This is a genomic window from Psychrobacter sp. APC 3279, from assembly GCF_030407795.1.
Classification (GTDB): domain Bacteria; phylum Pseudomonadota; class Gammaproteobacteria; order Pseudomonadales; family Moraxellaceae; genus Psychrobacter.
In genome coordinates this window covers 73907-95034 of record NZ_JASDCR010000015.1, presented here as the reverse complement: position 1 = coordinate 95034, position 21128 = coordinate 73907, and the positions used below count along the sequence as shown (strand labels likewise).

Below are 21128 nucleotides of genomic sequence, written 5' to 3'. Positions count from 1 at the left end.
CCCTTTGCTGACGACAATAGCGCGATGGCCCCACCTGATCCCTTCCCGAACTCAGAAGTGAAACATCGTAGCGCCAATGGTAGTGTGGTTCGCCCATGTGAGAGTAGGTCATCGTCAGCTCTCTATTTTGAAATATCCCCCGACATTAGCTTGTCGGGGGATTTTCTTTGTGTGCGGTTTGATGTTAGCACTTGGTAATAGAAAGTTTAGCGCTAGATGCTTCGGTCAAGAATTCAAACTTTCCTACTAACTAATTCAATATGATACTATTTATTCACTTCTAGAATCTACAATCTCTCATTTATTTTGGAGCATATTATGGGCGTTTCACTCTACTATACTGCTGAACGTTCTACTCTTTTGACTCAACAGGAGCAAGAAAAGATTGCGTCAATAGTCGATGAATATAATGACAAATTCGAGCATGCAGATGATGCAGAGACTTTTGATCTCTATGCATACGATGATAGTGAATCAGAAGTAATACTAGCAGGAGCTACAAAGTTACCTGTTAGTATGGATGTAGAAGATCTTATGTATACCTTAGAGCATTGGCTACAATGTTTGACTGAGATTCGCCTTGTGGTAACTGATGCAGAATGGCATGTACATCTAGATGATAACGATGCTGTATGGGTAGATGATAAGTGGCAGATGGAAGAGTAGCGCTTTATCACTATTATTATCTATATAACTACCTAGAGCAGCTTCTATCAACTCATATAGTATCTACATAAAAAAGCTTTCAACTGGATAACAGGTTGAGAGCTTTTTTATGAGGAATTATTTTAGTCTGCTTAATTTTTACTATTATCTATATAGACAATTCAAGTATTAGAAATATATCTATAATATGAATATATCCTTCATAATCTGCTCAAAATGATTTGACTTCTATCATTATAGCTGCTAATTTTAAACAGTACTTTTATTACAGGTATGTAAAAAATACATCTGAATCTTGTAGACGATTTAATCTAGGATGAATCAAATTGTCTGCTCGTAACACATTACTCCTATTCTCATAATTATCAAAAGGAATTGATAATGAAGTTAGCTCCTCTTTTTTCAATTGGTGCTTTAGCCGCTATTAGTCTTCTTGGCTGTTCTAACCAATCTGCTGATACGACTGATGGCTCATCAGCGACTTCTCAAGAAACTACCGTGCTACGGTTTTCGCATTTTTGGCCAGCAACCTCATCTATCAGTAAAGAAGTCTTTGAGCCTTGGGCAAAACAGATAGAAACAGATTCTGACGGCCGTCTAAAAGTTGAGCTGTATCCATCGGCGGGCCTTGCTAAAGCAGACGTTACTTATGAATCTGCTGCCAAAGGTACGATCGATATTGGTTCACAAGCGCATGGTTATACCAACGGTCGCTTTCCTTTGACTCAGATTACTGAGCTTCCAGGTTTATCAAATTCAGCAACTCAAATGGGCTGTATGCTACAGACTCTATATGATGACGGTACTTTGGCGAGTGAGTACGAAGATACTCATTTACTGTTTATGTACGGGGCTGGACCTGGGGCGCTTCATACAACTGATAAGCTAATTCGAACACCTGAAGACATGAAAGGTATGCGTATTCGCCGTCCTTCAGCTGTGGCAGGTGACATTATCGAAAGTGCGGGCGCTTCACCAGTAGGTCTACCTGCAAACGATATGTATACCTCTCTACAGCGCGGTGTCGTTGATGGTTTAAGTTTCCCTTGGGAGGCGGTAACAGCATTTAAGATTGATGAGATTACCAAATATCATACCAACATTCCTTTCTATAGTTCAGCGCTTATGGTCACGATGAACAAAGACAAATACGACAATTTACCTGATGATCTAAAACAAGTTTTGGATAAAAACTCAGGGATGGCATTAGCTAACAAGGTCGGTGAAGTGTTTGATAAACATGACCAAATGGCAATTCAAGCTGCTAAAGATAAAGGTGATGAAATTATCGAAATTCCTGATCCGTTAAATGATCCAGATTGGAAAGGGCCACTTGAAAGAGGAACCCAAAAATATCTAAAAGATGTTAATGCTTTGGGTTTGGATGCTGATAGTGTCTATGAAAAAGCAAAAGCTGCCAGTGCTGCCTGTAAGGTCTAACCTAATTGGAGGTGTCACATGGCATTTTTAGTCAAGCTCAGCGTCTTAATCTCTAGATTATGCCAGTTTATCGGTGGGGTCAGTCTCATCATCATCGTCCTAACCACCATGCTCGACGTCGTCGCACGCTACATATTCAAACTCACCGGTGGTGAGTTTGGCTTTACCGTCAAAGGCAGTGTAGAGATTGTCTCCTACTTTATGCTATTTGCATTACTCGCTGCCTTTGCTGCGTTTGTCGAACGCTCACAAATCATCGTCGACGTCTTCACCCAGAAAATGCCACAGTCTATCAAAGGCTACCTTATGGGTATCTTTATGATGGGCTTCTTTGTCATCGGCATCGTCTTCTCATGGGGACTCTACGAGAGCGCCATTGACGCCTTAGAGTACGGCAAAGTCACCCAAGATCTTCGCATATCTATGATGCCTATCTATATGGTTAGTGCATTCTTAAGCATCCTACTAGCCATTCGCTCATTGATCGAATCCATCAACATCTTTAAGACAGGCGAATTCTTTGACGCCGAGGAGACAGGCGCATGAGTCCAGAAATTATCGGTGCGATTGGCCTAGTGGTCATGATCCTGCTTGTCGTCTTACGAGTACCCGTCGCACTTGCCATGTTAGGGGTAGGCTTAGTCGGTTTTGGTGCGGTCACCGCGCCTAGTGGTGCTCTACAAATGCTCAAAGACATCCCAGTCGATGTCTTAGCAAAGTATGACTTTAGTGCCATTCCTTTATTTATTCTGATGGGCGTGTTTGCCACTCACTCCGGCATGGCAGGTAAACTCTTTGAAGCCACCCGAACCATATTTGGCGGGGTAAGGGGGAGTCTTGGTATTGCCGGTATTGGTTCATCCGGTATCTTTGCCTCTATCTCAGGATCATCACTTGCTACTGCCTCTACCATGACCAAAGTGGCCTTACCGCAAATGGAGAAGTACGGCTATCAGCCAGGCTTTGCCTGCGGTATCTTAGCCGCTGGTGGTACGCTTGGTATTATGATTCCGCCCAGTATTGCGCTACTTGTCTATGCCATCTTAACCCAACAGTCAGTAGGTGACATGTTCATCGCTGGGTTTTTACCCGGTATGCTCGGTATGGTGATGTACTCACTGACCGTCATGGTGATGGTACGCTGGAAACCGCACTTAGCAAAACGTGGTGAGAAAACCACGTGGAAAGCCAAGCTTGTGTCACTGACTGGTCTGATACCATTTAGCTTTATCTTTATTGTGATTATTGCCGGTATCTTCTTTGGGTTATTTACCCCAACAGAAGGCGCTGCAGTCGGGGCGTTTGTCTCTTGGGCTTATGCTTTTGCTAAAGGCATGCGTCTAGATGGACTCAAGCAGTCACTGATCGAGACGCTAGCACTCTCTGCGGTAGTGTTCTTTATGCTACTGGGTGCAGAAGCATTGGGGTATTTTATCTCAGTCTCACGCTTGTCTTATACCTTGGCATCTTGGATAGGTGGGTTGGCGGTCAGTCCAATGATTGTGCTAATCTGTATCCTATTCATGTACTTCCTATTAGGATTGTTCATGGATGCCTTAGCGATGCTGGTGATTACGATACCTGTAGTGTATCCCATCATTTTAGCGTTAGGGTTTGATCCTGTCTGGTTTGGTATCATTGCGGTATTGACGGTGGAGCTTGGTTTGATTACGCCGCCGATGGGGATGAATATCTTCGTGATTAAGGCGATGGCACCGCACATTAAGCTGAGTGATATGTTCCGCGGGGTGGCACCATTCATTGTCTCTGATGTGATTCGGTTGGTTATCTTGGTGATGTTCCCTGCCATCTCGCTTGTGCTGCTGGGGTAGATTAAATCTAAACCATAGCTTATAAGTTACTGTATGAAGCCATATTGCTAATAAAGCAGTGTGGCTTTTTTATTGGCTGATATTTTGACTAAGAATTAAGAGAAGGACATTTTACAAACTCACAATCTATGACGCTGCATGATGATAACTTTTCTTAGTGTTATAAAGGCTTGTGAATGTAGTAAACTGTTTTGCATTCATTTTCCTATATAACTTTATAAGTAGAGATAGTCATGGCTGTCGATTTTAGTAATACGCTTATCGTTGCAATTTCTGCGACGGCACTTTTTGATTTGACGGAGTCAGAAAACTATTTGCTAGAGCTGCTAGAGCAACGTCCTACAAGTGCTATAAAAGAGTTTAGGGAGTACATGACCGAGCGTGAAAATGATTCCTTGAATATTGGTGCAGGTTATCCGCTAATTAAAGCGTTACTAAACCTAAATAAGTATTGTGATAATAGTGATGGACGAGATTCAGACATTGAAACACCATTGGTCGAAGTCGTCATCGTCTCAAAAAGTAGTCCAGACACTGGTATTCAGGTACTTAATGCAATTCTAGAACATGATATCAATATCTCCCGTTCTGCTTTTATTTCAGGTAGCCCTGTTGCGCCTTATATCAAAGACTTCAACGTTGATCTGTTCTTGACCACCAATCGCGACGATGCCCAGCAAGTTGCGGATGCCAATATCTGTGCCTGTGCCATACTAGACGCCACGCCTGTCAATACTTATGAATTAGACACTGAGCAGCTGCGCATTGCCTTTGATGGTGACGCGGTACTTTTTGATGATTCAGGTGAACTGCTATACAAACAAAAAGGGCTGCGAGCCTTTCATGATCGTGAAGTACAAATGCGTGATTTGCCGATTGAAAAAGGCCCTTATGCTGAATTGTTAATTAAATTGTCAAATCTGCAAGAGCGCCTCCCTGCTGGTCTTAAATACTCACCAATAAAAATTGCGCTGGTGACTGCGCGCAATGCACCAGCTGACTTGCGTGCTATCAAGACATTACGAGAGTGGGGCGTGAACGTTGATATGGCGTTTTTTTTGGGAGGACTAGAGAAAACAGCGGTACTCAGAACATTTGCGCCGCATATCTTCTTTGATGATTCAATCAAGCACATTGACGCGGCACGTCGCTTTATTCCTACGGCCTTGGTTCCGTATCATTCAACGTCATTATTGCATGGTGATAACTATCTCACTACTGATGAAGACGCATCATTGTTATCATTCAAACCTGCTGTGCCCCCACTATTTGCTGTAAACCATTAAGTAGGTATAAAAAATCTAGGTAATAAGGATAGGATGGTATATGAATTGGCAGCAGTTGCTTCAATTAATTGTCGTACGGATAAAGCAGGTCATTGGACTTTATGCTTTTGTACTTATACCGATGTGGGGCATGTTTTTTCTAAATGAAGTGGTCTTATTTGGACTGTGGAACATCTTTGGTATCGTGCCGCGTGCTTTAGATGTGGGTAGTATGATAGGGGTGTTTGCTTCATGGACCATGCATGGCAATTTGTCGCATTTGACTGGCAATACGGTGACGCTATTACAGATTTTGTTTTTGTTTGGGCTGTTTGAGAAGAATGCTTATCGCACAGTGATTAAACTGGTGGTTGCCTCAGGACTGGTCACTTGGGTTATCGGGTCGTCATCTTCTATTCATATTGGCGCATCAGGGCTTTGCTTTGCAATGTTAGGTTATATGATAGGCGGGGCTATATTTGCGCGGCGCTGGGGTTATCTGATTGCTTGTATCGTCATGGGAACTGGTTATTGGCTGACCATTAAGCAAGGGTTGATGCCGCAACAAGGTATCTCATTTGCGGCACATTTTGGTGGTTTGTGCGCTGGGCTATTGCTAGGAGCCAATTCAAAGCATACTTATTCAGCCGCTTCTCAACGCTATTAAAAGTAACTTAATATCAGCATTTAATGAACCAGCATAACCATACTAAGCATTATTGGATCAGACGCTTTAATCAGTACAGATTTTGATAAATAAAGGGTCGTCTGTAGTTAGCTCTCGCCATGCAGTGGTCTGTTTAACATGTTCATCCACAGTCAGTGTGCTACCTTTTTCTGGTATTACGTAGTCCGCTCGTGCAGGTGTAGTACAGTCTATTACCTGTAAAATCTTCTGCACGCTTCTGCGTCTTTCAAACAAATACAAATTAACTAAATGCATATCTGGATTGTCAGCATGCATGCTGGCATTGCCCGTATCTGCTGCGATAAAGCGCAAAACTTGCGGTTTAACATAAGACCATGGGCGAAACCATTCTGTACTTTCGGCAGTTTTTATGACCTCAACACCATCTGGTAGCTGACGGACTTGCTGATCATACCAGTTGTATTCTTGATGTACCTGAAACCCAAAAATACCAATCGCAGCAAACAACGGAATCAGCCACTTTGGCGCGCGCTTACCTGACAGTTTACAGAGGTGAGTTATGATCAGTGCCAATCCAGCCATGCCAAATGCGGCAGCTATGGTAGCGATAAACTCAAAAAGCATAAAATATTCCTTAATGCGCTAGGCACTTTTAGTCAGGTATGTTCAATTGGACAAAGCAAAACCATCATCTAACTATTATAGATAAAAAATCACTCACCAGCAGTGGCTGCCAGTGAGTGATATATAGTAACAGAAGGCATATCATCATTCGTCAGATTAATGGTCGACCGCACCGCCTGCACCGCGTGGTGAGCGAACGCTTTCAACCAATTCTTGAATATGCAGCGGTGGCGCTTTGGTTGCATAAGAAACGATGAATGCAACGATAAAGTTAAGCAGGGCACCAATCACACCAAACGATAGTGGTGAGATACCAAATAGCCAGTACTCCGCTGTATCAGGGAAGTTAGCAGTACCACTGATAAAGAACCAACCTTTGAAGACGAAGATGTAAACCAAGATACTGATCAAACCTGTCAACATACCGGCGATAGCGCCAAGGTTGTTGATACGTTTTGAGAAGATCCCCATCATTAGTGCAGGGAAGAGAGACGCACCAGCGATACCAAATGCCAATGCAACTACCTGTGCTGCAAACCCTGGTGGATTCATACCTAAGTAAGTAGCAACCACAATCGCAATACCCATCGTAATACGTGCGACCTTGAGCTCTCCTTTGTCAGTAATGTTTGGATTTAGGTTTCGTTTGATTAAATCATGACTAATCGCTGACGAGATAGCGAGCAATAGGCCAGCAGCAGTTGATAGTGCAGCGGCTAGACCACCTGCAGCGATCAAACCAATTACCCAAGATGGCAGTTGTGCAATCTCTGGGTTGGCCAATACCAAGATATCAGCATTGACGTCGAGCTCGTTACCAGCCCACCCTGCATCTGCAAAGCGGCCATCAAGTTCGAGATCATGTGCAGCACGTGCTGTTTCAACCGCAGTCGTAGCAGCGCCTACATCACCGCCTTCAGTCTGTGCATTGGTTAGAGCAACTTCTGCAGCGCCCAGTCCACTATCGTTATACATTTGGATACGACCATCGTTATTGAGGTCAGTATATTTGATCAGGCCAGTATCTTCCCAAGTTCTCATCCAGTCTGGACGTTGGTCATAGTCGATAGCAGGCTCTGCAACACCTTGTGGGTAGATAGTATCGATAAGGTTTAAACGTGCCATTGCGCCAACAGCAGGTGCTGTAAAGTACAATAACGAGATAAATACTAACGTCCAACCAGCGGTCCAACGTGCATCAGCGACTTTAGGAACGGTGAAAAAGCGAATAATAACGTGAGGTAGACCAGCCGTACCAATCATGAGTGATAAGGTGAATAGCACCATGTTTAGCTTGTTAGGTACGTCAGCTGTATATGCTGTGAATCCCAAATCGGTCACGACTTGATCAAGCTTGGTTAGGATAGGGACGCCAGATTCGATATGGTTTGAAAATAGACCCAAACCTGGAATTGGATTGCCGGTTAATTCAAGTGAGATAAAGACAGCAGGAATGGTATAAGCAATCATCAGAACCACATACTGCGCAACCTGCGTATAGGTAATCCCTTTCATACCGCCAAGAACTGCGTAAAAGAATACAACAACCGCCGCAATAATAAGACCTGTGTTGTTATCTACTTCTAAGAAGCGTGAAAATGCGACCCCAGCACCTGTCATCTGACCGATAACGTACGTGGTAGAGGCAATAATCAAACAAACCACGGCAATCATTGCAGCCGTTTTTGAATAAAAGCGATCTCCAATAAAGTCTGGCACCGTGAACTTACCGAATTTACGTAAGTAAGGCGCCAGTAGCATGGCTAGTAGTACATAACCGCCTGTCCAGCCCATCAAATAGGTTGATGCGCCATAACCGCCAGCAGCAAGCAAACCTGCCATAGAAATAAAAGATGCCGCACTCATCCAGTCAGCAGCTGTCGCCATACCGTTAACTACTGGATGTACACCGCCGCCCGCCACATAAAATTCACTGGTTGTCCCAGCCCGAGCCCAAATCGCAATACCAAAATACAGAGCGAAAGATAGCCCTACGAAAATAATATTAACTAAATACTGACTCATGGTCTATTCCTCATCTACGCCATATTGTTTATCTAACTTATTCATACGCCATGCGTAGAAGAAAATTAAAATGATAAACACCCCGATGGAGCCTTGCTGAGCGAACCAAAAGCCCAAGTCAGTGCCGCCGACTTTGATACCGGCTAAAAGAGGACGCAATAAAATAGCAAAACCATAAGAACATAGTGCCCAAACTACTAGGCTACCTAAGATGAGACGGACATTGGCACGCCAATAACCGGATGGATCGTTATGATCTTTCATAGGACAACTCCTTTTGTCTTCCCTAAAAAATACCAACAATATAAAAAGAACTGCGATTATTTCTTACCACAAAAGTATAAAAAATAGTCAGGTACTGCTTTATAAAGTGAAAACGATGATGTGTGATAGTACGTTTAATGCTCGGTAGTTCTCTACTTCAAATAAAAGTAATTAACTATTTAAGCATCGTATTGACCTAAACCATCGAATGGCAAAAATAACGTTTCTTGAGGAAGACAGAAGGGTGGACTATCCAGTGTCTTTTTAACAATCTCGTCTTCCTGACAAGAGTTTTAATCTTTTTAACACGCTAACCTGTTGTGCTGCTTGATAGCTTCTTGTACTGATTAATAGCTTCGATAACCATAAAACAGTCTAAATGGATATAGAATTCATATTAGCACGGTTTAATATAGATAATTGCAAACTACTGCGCATGAATAATAAATAAATTACTAAAAATTAGTTTGCTTAGCCTTCATTTAGAAACCCGACGTTACGGAAACGGTACGGCAACCGTGTAATTTGTGCGATTAAATTATCACTTAATATATTCTATATAAGATGAAACATAAGCATTATTTATTTTAAAAATAATTATATGAAGTCGATAAGTAAACGTGATGGTCACATGTCGCTCAATATCTATATCATGCACGTGTCTTTTGGTATCAGGTATTTTGCGCAGAGGCTTATATAGTCCATGGCAATCAAAATATGATATCGATATGAAACTTAAGTAACGCGTATAAAGAATAAATAAGGAGCCCATATGAACGAAGGGATAGTAGGTTGGTTTAATAACATCGTAAATTATGGTGTCGGTATTATCTGGGGTAACAATGACTGGCTGATTGCTAGTAACCCTTGGTATGGATTACTGATGTTCTTACTAATTGGTGCGGGTCTTTACTTTACCGTCGCGACACGTTTTATTCAGTTTCGTCATTTTGGTCATATGTGGAAGTTGCTACGCGTGTCCAATCAAGGACGCAAAGATGGTGGTATTAGCTCATTTGAAGCCTTGATGACGTCGCTAGCTGCGCGTGTTGGTACTGGTAACTTGGCAGGTGTGGCAATTGCCATCTATCTAGGTGGACCAGGTGCTGTATTCTGGATGTGGATGACGGCACTTGTTGGTATGTCGACCAGCTTTATCGAGTCAACCTTAGCACAGGCGTACAAAGTACCGCACAACGATAATGTGTACCGCGGTGGCCCAGCTTATTACATCGAAAAAGGTCTAGGTAAACGCTGGCTTGCCGTGTTTTTCTCATTATGTTTGTTAGTGGCCTTTGGTTTGGCATTCAATGGCGTACAGTCAAACACCATCGCTCAAGCGACCAATGAGGCCTTTGGTGTGCCAACGTGGATGACAGGTTTGGTATTAGTAGTATTAGTAGCGCCAGTAGTATTCGGTGGTTTGCGCTCAGTGGCTCGTATCGCGGGTAAAATCGTACCAGTGATGGCCATCTTGTACATCTTGCTAGCGCTATTCATTATCGTGACTAACTTTAGTCAATTCCCAGCAGCGATCGCGTTGATTGTAAAATCAGCATTTGGCTTTGAGCAAGCGGCAGGCGGTGTCATCGGTTATGGTATTGCGCAGGCAATGATTAACGGTATTAAACGCGGCTTGTTCTCTAACGAAGCAGGTATGGGTTCAGCACCGAATGCTGCAGCAACGGCAAAGAGTCATCCTGATCATCCAGCAGTGCAAGGTTTTATGCAGATGCTAGGTGTATTCATGGATACCCTTATTATTTGTACCGCGACGGCGTCGATTATTATCTTGTCTGGCGTGGTCGACCCTAATGTCGAGCAAGAAGGTATTCAGTTAACTCAGTTAGCCTTATCACAGTATGTCGGTGACCTAGGTGTGGTGTTCGTGGCGATCGCGATTTTCTTCTTCTCATTTACGTCTATCATCGCCAACTATAGCTACGGTGAGTCAAACCTTGAGTTTATCTCTGGTGCCAAAAATGCCAAAGTGATGATCATGATTTTCCGCTTCCTAGTATTAGGTATGGTATTTATCGGCTCGGTTGCTAGCCTACCTGATATATGGAACTTCGCTGACTTGTCTATGGGTCTAATGGCCCTGGTCAACTTAGTGGCTATTTTGCTGTTGTCTCCTGTTGCGTTAAGAATACTACGTGACTATGAGCGTCAGGTAAAAGAGGGTAAAACAGGCGATCAAATTAAGTTTGACCCTGATAACTTTGTAAAACTCAGAAATGAAGCCAACCGTGATGCTTGGACAGACTAAGCAACATTGATTGGTAAAAATAGCTTGTTCTAAGCATTAAAAAACCGCCCGACTCTTATATAGAGATGGGCGGTTTTTATTGGAGCACAGTTTTAATGATATTAATTGTACCAGCTCAAACCAGAATTATCCTGATTTACATGTTTGGATAGTTAGGACCACCGCCACCTTCTGGCGTTACCCAAGTGATGTTCTGTGAAGGGTCTTTGATATCACAGGTCTTACAATGCACGCAGTTCTGCGCATTGATAACAAACTTAGCACCTTCAGCATCTTTGACCACTTCATATACACCGGCTGGGCAGTATAAACGTGCAGGCTCAGCATACAACGGTAAGTTGATTGAAATAGGTACCGTTGGATCAGTAAGTTTTAGATGCGTTGGCTGATCTTCTGCATGGTTGGTATTAGAGATAAATACCGACGACAATTTATCAAATACCAACTTACCATCAGGCTTAAGATAAGTTGGTTGATAAGCGTGGTTAGCACGCTCTAACTGATCGTAATCTGGGATATTGTCATGTAAAGTGAATGGCATTTTACCTTTTAACAAGTTGTGCTCGATAAAGGTGAAAGCGCCGCCCATGAACAGACCCATACGGTGAATTGCAGGTGAGAAGTTGCGCGACTCATAGTTATCTTGATACAACCATGACTCTTTATACATTGTGCTATAAGCAACCACTTCATCATGCTGACGGTCGGCTTGCAACGCCTCAAAGATAGCTTCGGCTGCGAGCATGCCTGACTTCATCGAGGTATGTGTGCCTTTGATTTTTGCTGGGTTTAAGAAACCAGCGTCATCACCTACCAACACACCACCGGGGAAAGTGAACTTCGGTAGTGAGTTTAGACCACCTTTGGTCAACGCACGAGCGCCGTAAGAAATGCGCTTACCGCCTTCTAAAACGTTTTTGATAACAGGGTGCGTTTTCAAGCGCTGCATTTCATCGAATGGAGACACGTAAGGGTTGTGGTAAGACAAATCCGCCACAAGACCAAAGCTTACTTGGTTGTTTTCATCAAAGTATAACCACCAGCCACCAGTAGAGCCAGTTTCAGTCAATGGCCAGCCAAGACCATGCATGACAACACCTTGCTCATGCTTTTCAGGCTCAACTTCCCATAGCTCTTTTAGACCGATACCATAATGCTGAGGATCAGAGTCTTTATCTAGATCAAAACGACTGATTAAGCGTTTGCCTAAATGCCCACGGCTACCTTCGGCAAAAATAGTGTATTTGGCAAGAAGCTCATAACCAGGCTCAAAGCTCGGCTTGGCTTCACCATTGGCGGCCACACCCATATCACCAGTTAACACGCCTCGAACCGAACCGTCGTCATTGTATAAGATGTCATCGGCAGGGAAGCCTGGGAACATCATAACTTCAAGCTCTTCTGCCTGTACGGCTAACCAACGAACGACATTGCCTAGTGAGACAATATAGTTGCCATCGTTGTGCATTGGACCTGGAATCAAAGAGTCAGGCACTTTAGTTGAGCGTGTGGCAGAGTTCAAATAATAGAAACGATCTTCTGTCGCTGGCACGTTAAGCGGTGCGCCTTTTTCTTTCCAGTCAGGAATCAGCTCATTTAGAGCGCGTGGCTCGATGACTGCACCAGACAACGTATGGGCACCAAACTCAGAGCCTTTTTCGACCACACAAACCATAAACTCATCATTACCAGCTTCAATAGCGAGCTGGCGCAAACGGATGGCAGCAGACAGACCTGCAGGTCCACCACCAACGATGATGACATCGAACTCCATTGATTCGCGTTCGACTTCAGGTTCCGCAGCAATTGGCTCTACGACTGGTTCTGCTTTATCTAGCGTTGCGGTCTCTGTCGCTACTGGTGCATCAGCATTCACAGTATTACCATCGATAACTGGCGTTTGATTGTCTTGCTCTTGCATACCTACTCCTAAACTTTTAGTGGCTTATCTCAGGGCATCATTAGCTTAACAACTGAATAATAGACTTGCGGCGCTAACGTCACTCAGACATATGGCTGCCCGATAAAACTGTCTTTGCGGCATCAATTGACCCGTCATGGTTAATACCGATTTATCTAAGGATATCAACGCAGAACGTAAGATGTGTCATCAATACAACACCCACTTGACCATTTCAATAAAAAATCGTTACTCATTATAAAAGAAAAGTCCTACAAACACGATACGCATTTATGAGTATCGATGCTAAGGTAATGTTAAGAAAATGAGGTTGTTATAACGATAAAGTTTCATCATACCTGAAACAAAAATTTATAGTAATAATAGATAAGCCAAACTTTGAATACTAAATAAAGGGATTAATAATGAATAACGATAATAATAGCATTGAAGACAGCCATGAGAAAATAGCGGAAGCACCGACCAGTAAGACTTCTAGCCTAGGCAGCTTAGATAACTTGGATGCACTAAGCCAGTATATTAAGTCTGCAAAAGGGACTCGCGAAGGGCGTGCGATACCACCGCTTGAAAAATGGCATCCTGAAGATATTGTTGATATGGATTTGACTATCAAGGCAAACGGAGAATGGTGGCATGAAGGCGGGCAAATGACCCGTGAGTCATTGGTCAGCTTGTTTGCCACAATACTATGGAAAGAAGAGAATAATGGTACTACTGAGTACTTTCTAAAAACCCCTGTACAGAAAATCCGTATCCAAGTTGAAGATGCACCACTTCTGATCAATGATGTTGGTATTGTCCATGAAGATGATATGAGTTGGTTGGAGTTTACAACGACGACAGGGGATGTGGTTCGCTTAGACGATGAGCATCCGATTGTATTAAAGGCGTATAATTCTAATAAGAGCGACTTTAGTGAAAGCGACTTTAATAACAGTGATAAAGCGAATCAAGTGAGTACAGCTGACGATGTTGCAGATTCTCAGGAATTAGCATCTACAGAACAAGTACGCCCATACATGATGGTCAGAAATGGTTTGACTGCGCTTATTGGCCGCAATACTTTTTATCACCTAACTGAAATTGGAGCATTATCAGAAGACAATGGTAAGACAATATTGACGCTACAGAGTGGTGGCCAGTCTTATTCACTATCGATGCCTACTGATTAGGTATTATGTTTATCTATTAATTGCTGTATGCCGATGAGTGCTATAATTTTATAATGTCGCCTAATTCTGTTGGTCTAAAAAATTATTATCGTATAAAGGTAGTCGATAGAAAGCCGACATAAAGTGACGCCACACACGAAATATACATATAGCGCATTTAACTGAGTAATAAAATTGATGAATAATATGATAATGGCATTAGCATAAAGATGGATATCAAAAACCAGACAGTCGGAAAGCTCAGACCGTGTATTAATATATCTGTTGACCAGAGTCTCAAAGCTATTGATCTAATAGATGTCAATAAACATGTTGGTAATACAGTTGTAAGCGATAAAAACCGTAGCGCGCCCATTGGAGTGTTTGATTCTGGTGTTGGCGGTTTGTCTGTTTATTTGCATTTGGCACAGCAGCTGCCTACTGAGCGTTACGTATATTACGCCGATACGCTAAATGTACCTTATGGCAATCGTGATAGCGAAGATATTGAAGCACTAACACTAAAAGCCGTAGAGTGGTTACATCAGCAAGGCTGTAAGCTAATAGTTATTGCGTGTAACAGTGCTTCAGCATATGCGCTAGATACTGCCCGACGCTGCTATCCACATATCCCTATTGTGGGTCTTGTTCCTGCAATAAAGCCTGCGGTACTGGCCAGTAAGAGTGCTCATGTAGCGGTGCTGGCAACCAAAGCGACTTTGAATGGCACCTTATTAAATGATGTTATTGTCAATTTTGCTAAACCTAATAATACAGTAGTCACTAAGTATTTTGATCCGCAACTGGTACCTTGGGTAGAAGCAGGTATGTCAGAACAAGACGAGACAGCCGAAAGATTACGTCAACAGATACGAGTATTTGCTAATGAAGGTGTCGATCAGTTAGTGCTGGGATGTACACATTATCCGTTTTTTAAGACATTCTTGTTAGATGAGATTGCACAGCAGCAGCTATCAATACAAGTCATTGATTCTGGTCAAGCGATTGCTGAACGGGTTAGACAGCTATTGATTGCAAACAACTTGTCTGCATCATTGATGAGTGAAAAACGAGAAAATCTGTCACAAAAAATCAGTAATAAAAATACCATTACTAGACCGCCATTAACTTTTCACGCCACTAAATATAGTGATAGACTATGCGCTTTAGTTGAGCGCTTACTCGGTACAGAAATGGCATTGCAATTCTATTCTCACTAGTTATTATCAAAGCTAGTGATATCAATGCGCTGTATGCAACTCTGACTCAGTTAAAATAAATTGAGTGCATCTTTTCAAGCTAAGAGTATGCTAGGCTGAGTAAGATAAGATTTTTGTGTTCTATCTCACACCCTATCCTTTTTATGTCACGACCTACGCTTAGAGGTAATTGTGCCGAATCGTCGCTATCATATTCATATTATATGCGCTGACAACGACCAGTTGTTGGTTCTAGACAGCTTAGCGATATTTTTTCAGGCACGCGCATTTCTGACCTATGATGTTTCTAGCAAGTTATCTAAAGCCTCTTTTTATGGCCGCCAGTGTATTGACTCTTGTGATTATGCAGTCATGATCGTTGGCGACAGCTACGGGACTGTGCAAAAAAACGGCGTCAGCCAGATGCATTTGAGTTATCTAAATGCCAAAGCGAAGCTTAAGCCGCTAATTGTGCTGGTCAAAAATCACTCTCCAGACGCTGTCGTCAGCCGACAACTTCAAGAGTTTATTAAGTTAGTCACCAAGCAAGATAACCAGCTACATTACTATGATACGGAAGAGGATATCGAGCCATTACTGGTACAGGCTCATTATAATGCCGTCGCCAATAATAAAATGGTAGGTGGCTGGGTCAGAGCGAATGATGAAGAGAATACGACTAGTAAAAAGGTCGTGTATGAGAAGCTAGTCGATATATTACCTAGTACTACCGAGGTAGAGAAAAACAGTTCTGATGACGAAGACTTTATAGCAGATAAGGTTAGTGAGCCAATTGAGTTAACAGAGTTTTTTGAGATTCAATATAGTGCTCAAGCTTATGAGGGCGGTAATCTAACGGACGTAACCAGATCGCTAACACTCTCGTGGCACGAGATACTTATGACCCTCATAAGAATACCGTCTACTTTTTCGAGCTATGGCTTGCAAAATGCCATCAATCGTTTGATTACCGCTAAAGCGGAAGTAGACATCAAAAAAGAGATGCCAAACGTTCATGCTGTCTCACGCTGCCAAATCTCTCAAGCTGATATCAATAATTTGCAACGTAAGCTAGTCGGTGCAAACTGGATACAATTGATGACTTATGGCACGCGGGTATCACAAGAGCTTTGGAAGCTGACCTTCTACGCAAAAAACCTACTGCAAAATCATACCTCAAATACGAATAAACAAGACTAGTAATTATTCGCTAGCGTGTTCAATAATAGCCATTTAAAACGTCCTCTTCGGCAGCTCGACTACGTTTTGTAATACAAAGCATACGTGCGATGCTTGTGAATCTTCCTCAGACCCGTAATAATAAAGTCAGTCAGTCAGTCAGTCAGTCAGTCAGTCAGTCAGTCAGTCAGTCAGTTAACAGTATTAACAACGTTGGCTGTTTGAGAATGAGAACTATAATATTAATAATTAGGGAGAGCGTACGATGAGCAATGCTAAAAATGACGAGTTAAGAAGAGAGATTGATGGTCTAGAAAAGTCCATGCATGATGCTGATCAGTTTCATACGTTAGAAGAGCAAGTAGCAGATATGAAACGCCGCGGTATAGATCCTAGCAAGGCCTACAAAGATTTAGACAGTAAAGCGGAAGATGAAGATTGGGGCGATGCGACTTGGAAAGAAAACGGTAAGTGGGAGCCAAAAACGGCAGCCGATTTAGACGACAAAGCTCGCGAAAATTGGAATGGTGACAATGGTCAGCCTAAGTCACCACCTATTGTCTAGATACGTATTTTGAGTCAATCAGATAAGTTCTACTAATAACTATCTATAAATAAAAAAGCCACGCTACTATTAGCGTGGCTTTTTTGATGCATTTAAATAGTATCACTTATCTTGCTACTACGAACCTTGGTCTATACGAACAAGTTTGATGGTGCCATCGGCGTCAGTAACGCGGCGATAACGTGTATTGCCAGAAGTTGACGAGCTCGCTGATGGCTGAGATGAGTAGCTACTAGGAGCAGTCGTTTGCTGCTGAATCAATTGTCCCATGCGATCGGCAGGTGCAGTGTTCAGAGGTTTGCTGTTTGCAGGTTGGCCGTATTGAGTTTGACTCGGCGCTGCATTACCAACGATGGCGCGATAGAACTTCTGGCCTGCGCGTCCGTCAGCTGGGAAAATACCGCGACTAGTCTGGTATTGCTGGATAGCAGTACGAGTATTGTCTCCGATGATGCCATCTACACCGCCGATATCGTAACCTGCGTTTAACAACGCTTGCTGAATGTCCTTGGCCTGCTGACGGCTGATACCAGGATCGTCTGTCGGCCACGCAGTGATAAAGTCTGTTTTGCTGCTGTCTTCGCGAGTGATTAGATCTGATAAGTGTGCGATAGCCAGCGCGTAGTTTTCTGAGGCGTTATAAGAGTAGAAAGTATCGAAGTTTTTGCCCACCAAGAAAGCAGGGCCTTCTATACCAGCGGGTAATAATAAGCCTGCACTGTTCAAGTCATATGGTAACGGACTGCCATTAGCCAACGTCAGACCTTGGTTGCGCCAGTGGCTTATCGATCTTTTGTCTTTACGATTAGATGCGGCCCAAAATCCATCAGGTAGTTTGACTTCATAGCCCCAAGGCTCGCCAGTACGATAGCCGCGATTGTCCAAGAAGTTTGCGGTAGAAGCGAGTGCATCAGGGACGCTATTGACCAAATCACGACGTCCATCACCATCGAAATCTACTGCCAATTCTAAAAAGGTACTCGGCATAAACTGCGTCTGCCCAAAGGCACCTGCCCATGATCCTGTCATATCATTAGGTGCGATATCACCGTTTTGCACGATTTTTAGCGCATTGGCGTACTCACCTTGGAAATAGCTTTGACGACGGTCGAAACAAGACAATGTCGCTAAAGACTCAAATAATGGTTTTTTACCTAGCGTTTGACCAAAGTTAGATTCTACGCCCCAGACACCGAGCACGTGCTCAGCTTTTACGCCATAACGCGATTCGATTTGACGTAGCGTCGATCCCCATTGACGTTTAGCTCGGATACCGTCCTCGACACGTTCTTTGTCTACCAATGCTGATAAATAGTCCCAGACGTCTTTTTGAAACTCTGGTTGATAATTCAGTGACTGAATGACACTAGGATCAGGCTGGCTTGGGCGATAGTTATTAAAAGTATAACCATCAACACCGCTAAACTTGCTAGAGTTTTTTAGATTGTCCAAACACTGCTGAAACTCGCTATTGGATAAATCAGGTGCTGGCGGCTGCGCGGCTTGAGCAGTGGTAGCAAGGCTGATGCCGACAGCAACACTAAGCAGCGACAAAGTAGAAAAAGGAGTCAAACGCATGAAAATATCCTATAAACGTTAAAATAGTTATCGAAAGACAAAAAATGATATTAACGTAGAGTAACCAATCTAAACAGTAAAGAAAAGCTGTCGAAGTACCAAGGTTATAAATGGTTACGATAAATTGACGCTGCCGTGAGATTAGAAGAGGATTTCATAGAGCTGAAAATGCAAAGCGTCAGACAGTATTTCAACTCGAGGACTATTCCTTAGAAGGTATAACCTTTTTATTTGGCTAGCACACTATCTAGTTCTTCTATAAAGCTATGAATCCGCGCCGCATTTTTGCCCAAATCGCTCTGTCCAACTCGTGACTTACTGCGGATATCAACTAAGCGCTCGCTATCGTTGTCAGTCACACGAATGAGCACATCATCTTTAAAGCCAAACCAAGCCGTCGTCTCTGTTGCTTCGATGATGCCTTTGTCTGCATCAGTATTGACCAGCTCCCACCCTAAATTTTCTATGGCTTGTTTGGCTGCTTCAACCAATTCAGACTTTGATTGAGCATAGGTCAATGTCTGCAAATCAGGATAGGCTGTACGTTGTTGTACAGCCACTTCTGCGCCTGCGTATTCAACAGGATTTGACGCATCTGCACGTAGTGGTGCAATCGCGACAAACTCAGGCGGATTCACCAGATCGGTAGAAATATCGTGAATAGGTGGTACATTTTTGGCCGTATTCATCATGCCAAGCGGGACAGCGATTGCCGCGACAGCAAGTATGGCTGAGGCTAGTGCGCTCCCAATACTGGCTGTATTGCGTTTAAATAATAGCTGTATAGCCAACAATACCAGTGCTGCGATACCAGCAAACAACCCAAATTTAAACCCTGCAAACGCAGTGCCTAATTCTACAGCGCCAAACTTATACAATGGGCCTGCTAGAGCAACTAGCAGAATAGCAATTACACTCATTAGACCGACTATCATTTTCATTCAATTTCTCCATTGCCATTTAGCAGCTTGTTAAAGGTTATATGAGTTTTTTATTTACTGCTCAATAGCCAAACGTGTTCTGTGACGGTGATATCAGGTGCAGAACCTATAGAAGAAGGCACGCTTGCTAGCTCATAGATTTGGTAGTGAGCGCTATAATACTGCTTTAATTGTTCGTTATTAATAGAGAAGGGTGGTCCATTCTTTTTACGCTGATCGTAATTTAGCGTGAGTAAAAGCTGCGGTATTATTTCATTGTTAGCACCATCAACTTTACTGGTATCGCTACTAAGTTTCCGCCCTTGCTCACTATATCTCACACGCATATCGTCTGGTAGGGCGATCAATGCTGCTTTATCATATACTGCATTAATAGAACCAATATCTTTAGCGGTCAGTGCAAAGATATCAGCGACCCATAAAGTGATGGTCTGTCCTGACAACTGACCTTGATAGTATTTCATCATTGGGTTGTCTGCCTGTTGATAGACGGTAGGTTCGATGTTTTGCTCAGCAAAAAAATCTTGTACGGCTGTTTCGACCAACTCAACGCCCACTACGTCATAGCCTTGCGTCGCTAGCCAAACCATATCGATAGATTTACCACAAAGCGGCACAAAAATGCGGCTACCCGCAGTTAGATTGAGGCGGTTGAAATATTTAATCAACAATGGATTGACCATAGATTGATTGAATCCAATGCGACCTTCTTGCCAACGTTTTTGCCAAAACTCAGGGTTCATGCTGTGATCCTCTATCTGCAAGTTTATATATGGATTTAGTGTTAGTAATATTGATTGGTCATGTCAAAGGCATAAATGGTAAAAAGCCAAACACCTATAGTATAAGTGTTTGGCTGGTATCTAACATTGGGCTAAGAAATTCTTTGAATAAATAATGTCTTATTCAATTTAGCGAACCATATATTTGCTAAATTCTTTGCGCAGTTTAGCGAGCTTTGGCGGTATTGCAAAGTTGCAATAAGCCTGTCCTGGGTTTCTGTTGAAGAAGTCTTGATGTGAGTCTTCTGCTTGGTAGAACTCAACGGCAGGATGTACTTCCGTCACCACATTAACACCCATATCGCGTAATTTATTGATGGTACGGTCAACGGTCGGCTTTTGACTGTCTTCGGTGTAAAAGACCACGCTGCGATACTGACTACCAACGTCATTGCCTTGACGATCCATCGTGGTGGGATCATGCGTGGCAAAGAAGACATCGAGTATTACCTCTAAGGGGACAATAGACTCATCAAATTCGACTTTGATGACTTCGACATGGCCAGTTGTACCACTACAGACAGCTTCATAATTGGCAGAGACAGCATCGCCGCCCATGTAGCCTGAGACGACAGATTGCACACCTTTTACCGATAAAAATACAGACTCGGTGCACCAGAAGCAGCCGCCACCTAATACGATCGTTTGCATAATTTTTTCCTATTATTATAAATATGGGTCAAGCGCTATATCTGGTAGTGATGCTCTCGTTTTTCAATGCTTCTTTCAAACGCCTCATTACCCTTGGCACTATTTATTCAGCTTAGCAGGCAAGCCA

The 21128-nt window shown here is 42.9% G+C and carries 19 protein-coding genes and 1 rRNA gene; 12 read left to right on the top strand and 8 right to left on the bottom strand.

Features of this window, described 5'->3' with window-relative positions:
* Positions 1-6 precede the first annotated feature (6 nt).
* From rrf to QL898_RS09590, 7 genes are all read left to right on the top strand, one after another.
* Positions 7-120, top strand: a 5S ribosomal RNA gene (gene rrf, locus QL898_RS09620).
* Positions 121-318: 198 nt separating this feature from the next.
* On the top strand, positions 319-666 hold the full coding sequence (locus tag QL898_RS09615) for a hypothetical protein (RefSeq protein WP_290176632.1): 348 nt from the start codon (positions 319-321) through the stop codon (positions 664-666).
* A 381-nt stretch (positions 667-1047) separates the two neighbouring features.
* On the top strand, positions 1048-2106 hold the full coding sequence (locus QL898_RS09610; RefSeq protein WP_201549236.1) for a TRAP transporter substrate-binding protein: 1059 nt from the start codon (positions 1048-1050) through the stop codon (positions 2104-2106).
* A gap of 18 nt (positions 2107-2124) precedes the next feature.
* Complete coding sequence (locus QL898_RS09605) at positions 2125-2652, top strand: TRAP transporter small permease subunit (RefSeq protein WP_057761870.1); 528 nt, start codon at positions 2125-2127, stop codon at positions 2650-2652.
* Complete coding sequence (locus QL898_RS09600) at positions 2649-3938, top strand: TRAP transporter large permease (RefSeq protein ID WP_201549237.1); 1290 nt, start codon at positions 2649-2651, stop codon at positions 3936-3938. The genes QL898_RS09605 and QL898_RS09600 overlap by 4 nt, the downstream gene beginning before the upstream one ends.
* Positions 3939-4171: 233 nt before the next feature.
* Complete coding sequence (locus QL898_RS09595; protein WP_290176631.1) at positions 4172-5224, top strand: 5'-nucleotidase; 1053 nt, start codon at positions 4172-4174, stop codon at positions 5222-5224.
* Between the two features lie 40 nt (positions 5225-5264).
* Positions 5265-5870: a rhomboid family intramembrane serine protease gene (locus QL898_RS09590; RefSeq protein WP_201549239.1), complete on the top strand. Its 606-nt coding sequence runs from the start codon at positions 5265-5267 to the stop codon at positions 5868-5870.
* A 66-nt stretch (positions 5871-5936) separates the two neighbouring features.
* On the opposite strand, the gene QL898_RS09585 is transcribed toward QL898_RS09590, so the two are convergent.
* The 3 genes from QL898_RS09585 to QL898_RS09575 all read right to left on the bottom strand — a co-directional run bounded on the left by QL898_RS09585 (position 5937) and on the right by QL898_RS09575 (position 8765).
* Positions 5937-6476, bottom strand: a complete 540-nt coding sequence (locus QL898_RS09585) for a hypothetical protein (RefSeq protein WP_290176630.1) — start codon at positions 6474-6476, stop codon at positions 5937-5939.
* Between the two features lie 156 nt (positions 6477-6632).
* Positions 6633-8501 (bottom strand): sodium:solute symporter family protein, encoded by a 1869-nt coding sequence (locus QL898_RS09580; protein ID WP_057761858.1) that lies wholly within the window; start codon positions 8499-8501, stop codon positions 6633-6635.
* A 3-nt stretch (positions 8502-8504) separates the two neighbouring features.
* Entirely contained in the window at positions 8505-8765 is a 261-nt protein-coding gene (locus QL898_RS09575) for a DUF4212 domain-containing protein (RefSeq protein ID WP_057761855.1), read from the bottom strand.
* 772 nt (positions 8766-9537) lie between these two features.
* On the opposite strand from QL898_RS09575, the gene QL898_RS09570 reads away from it, so the two are divergent.
* On the top strand, positions 9538-11034 hold the full coding sequence (locus tag QL898_RS09570) for an alanine/glycine:cation symporter family protein (protein ID WP_201549241.1): 1497 nt from the start codon (positions 9538-9540) through the stop codon (positions 11032-11034).
* A gap of 136 nt (positions 11035-11170) precedes the next feature.
* Here QL898_RS09570 and QL898_RS09565 read toward each other — a convergent pair whose 3' ends face one another.
* Positions 11171-12808, bottom strand: a complete 1638-nt coding sequence (locus QL898_RS09565) for an electron transfer flavoprotein-ubiquinone oxidoreductase (protein WP_201549271.1) — start codon at positions 12806-12808, stop codon at positions 11171-11173.
* Positions 12809-13359: 551 nt separating this feature from the next.
* Here QL898_RS09565 and QL898_RS09560 point away from each other — a divergent pair.
* The 4 genes from QL898_RS09560 to QL898_RS09545 all read left to right on the top strand — a co-directional run bounded on the left by QL898_RS09560 (position 13360) and on the right by QL898_RS09545 (position 17049).
* Entirely contained in the window at positions 13360-14127 is a 768-nt protein-coding gene (locus QL898_RS09560) for a DUF1285 domain-containing protein (protein ID WP_290176629.1), read from the top strand.
* 209 nt (positions 14128-14336) lie between these two features.
* On the top strand, positions 14337-15326 hold the full coding sequence (gene murI, locus QL898_RS09555) for a glutamate racemase (protein ID WP_290176628.1): 990 nt from the start codon (positions 14337-14339) through the stop codon (positions 15324-15326).
* Between the two features lie 171 nt (positions 15327-15497).
* A complete protein-coding gene (locus QL898_RS09550) occupies positions 15498-16505 on the top strand; it encodes a DUF4062 domain-containing protein (RefSeq protein WP_290176627.1) in 1008 nt (335 codons plus the stop codon).
* A 244-nt stretch (positions 16506-16749) separates the two neighbouring features.
* On the top strand, positions 16750-17049 hold the full coding sequence (locus QL898_RS09545; RefSeq protein ID WP_201549246.1) for a hypothetical protein: 300 nt from the start codon (positions 16750-16752) through the stop codon (positions 17047-17049).
* Positions 17050-17166: 117 nt separating this feature from the next.
* On the opposite strand, the gene QL898_RS09540 is transcribed toward QL898_RS09545, so the two are convergent.
* The 4 genes from QL898_RS09540 to msrA form a co-directional block, all read right to left on the bottom strand.
* On the bottom strand, positions 17167-18627 hold the full coding sequence (locus tag QL898_RS09540) for a lytic murein transglycosylase (protein ID WP_290176626.1): 1461 nt from the start codon (positions 18625-18627) through the stop codon (positions 17167-17169).
* Between the two features lie 227 nt (positions 18628-18854).
* Complete coding sequence (locus QL898_RS09535; RefSeq protein WP_290176625.1) at positions 18855-19568, bottom strand: DUF1499 domain-containing protein; 714 nt, start codon at positions 19566-19568, stop codon at positions 18855-18857.
* A 50-nt stretch (positions 19569-19618) separates the two neighbouring features.
* Positions 19619-20311, bottom strand: a complete 693-nt coding sequence (tmpT, locus tag QL898_RS09530; protein ID WP_290176624.1) for a thiopurine S-methyltransferase — start codon at positions 20309-20311, stop codon at positions 19619-19621.
* A 168-nt stretch (positions 20312-20479) separates the two neighbouring features.
* Positions 20480-21001, bottom strand: a complete 522-nt coding sequence (gene msrA, locus QL898_RS09525; RefSeq protein WP_290176623.1) for a peptide-methionine (S)-S-oxide reductase MsrA — start codon at positions 20999-21001, stop codon at positions 20480-20482.
* Between the last annotated feature and the right edge of the window lie 127 nt (positions 21002-21128).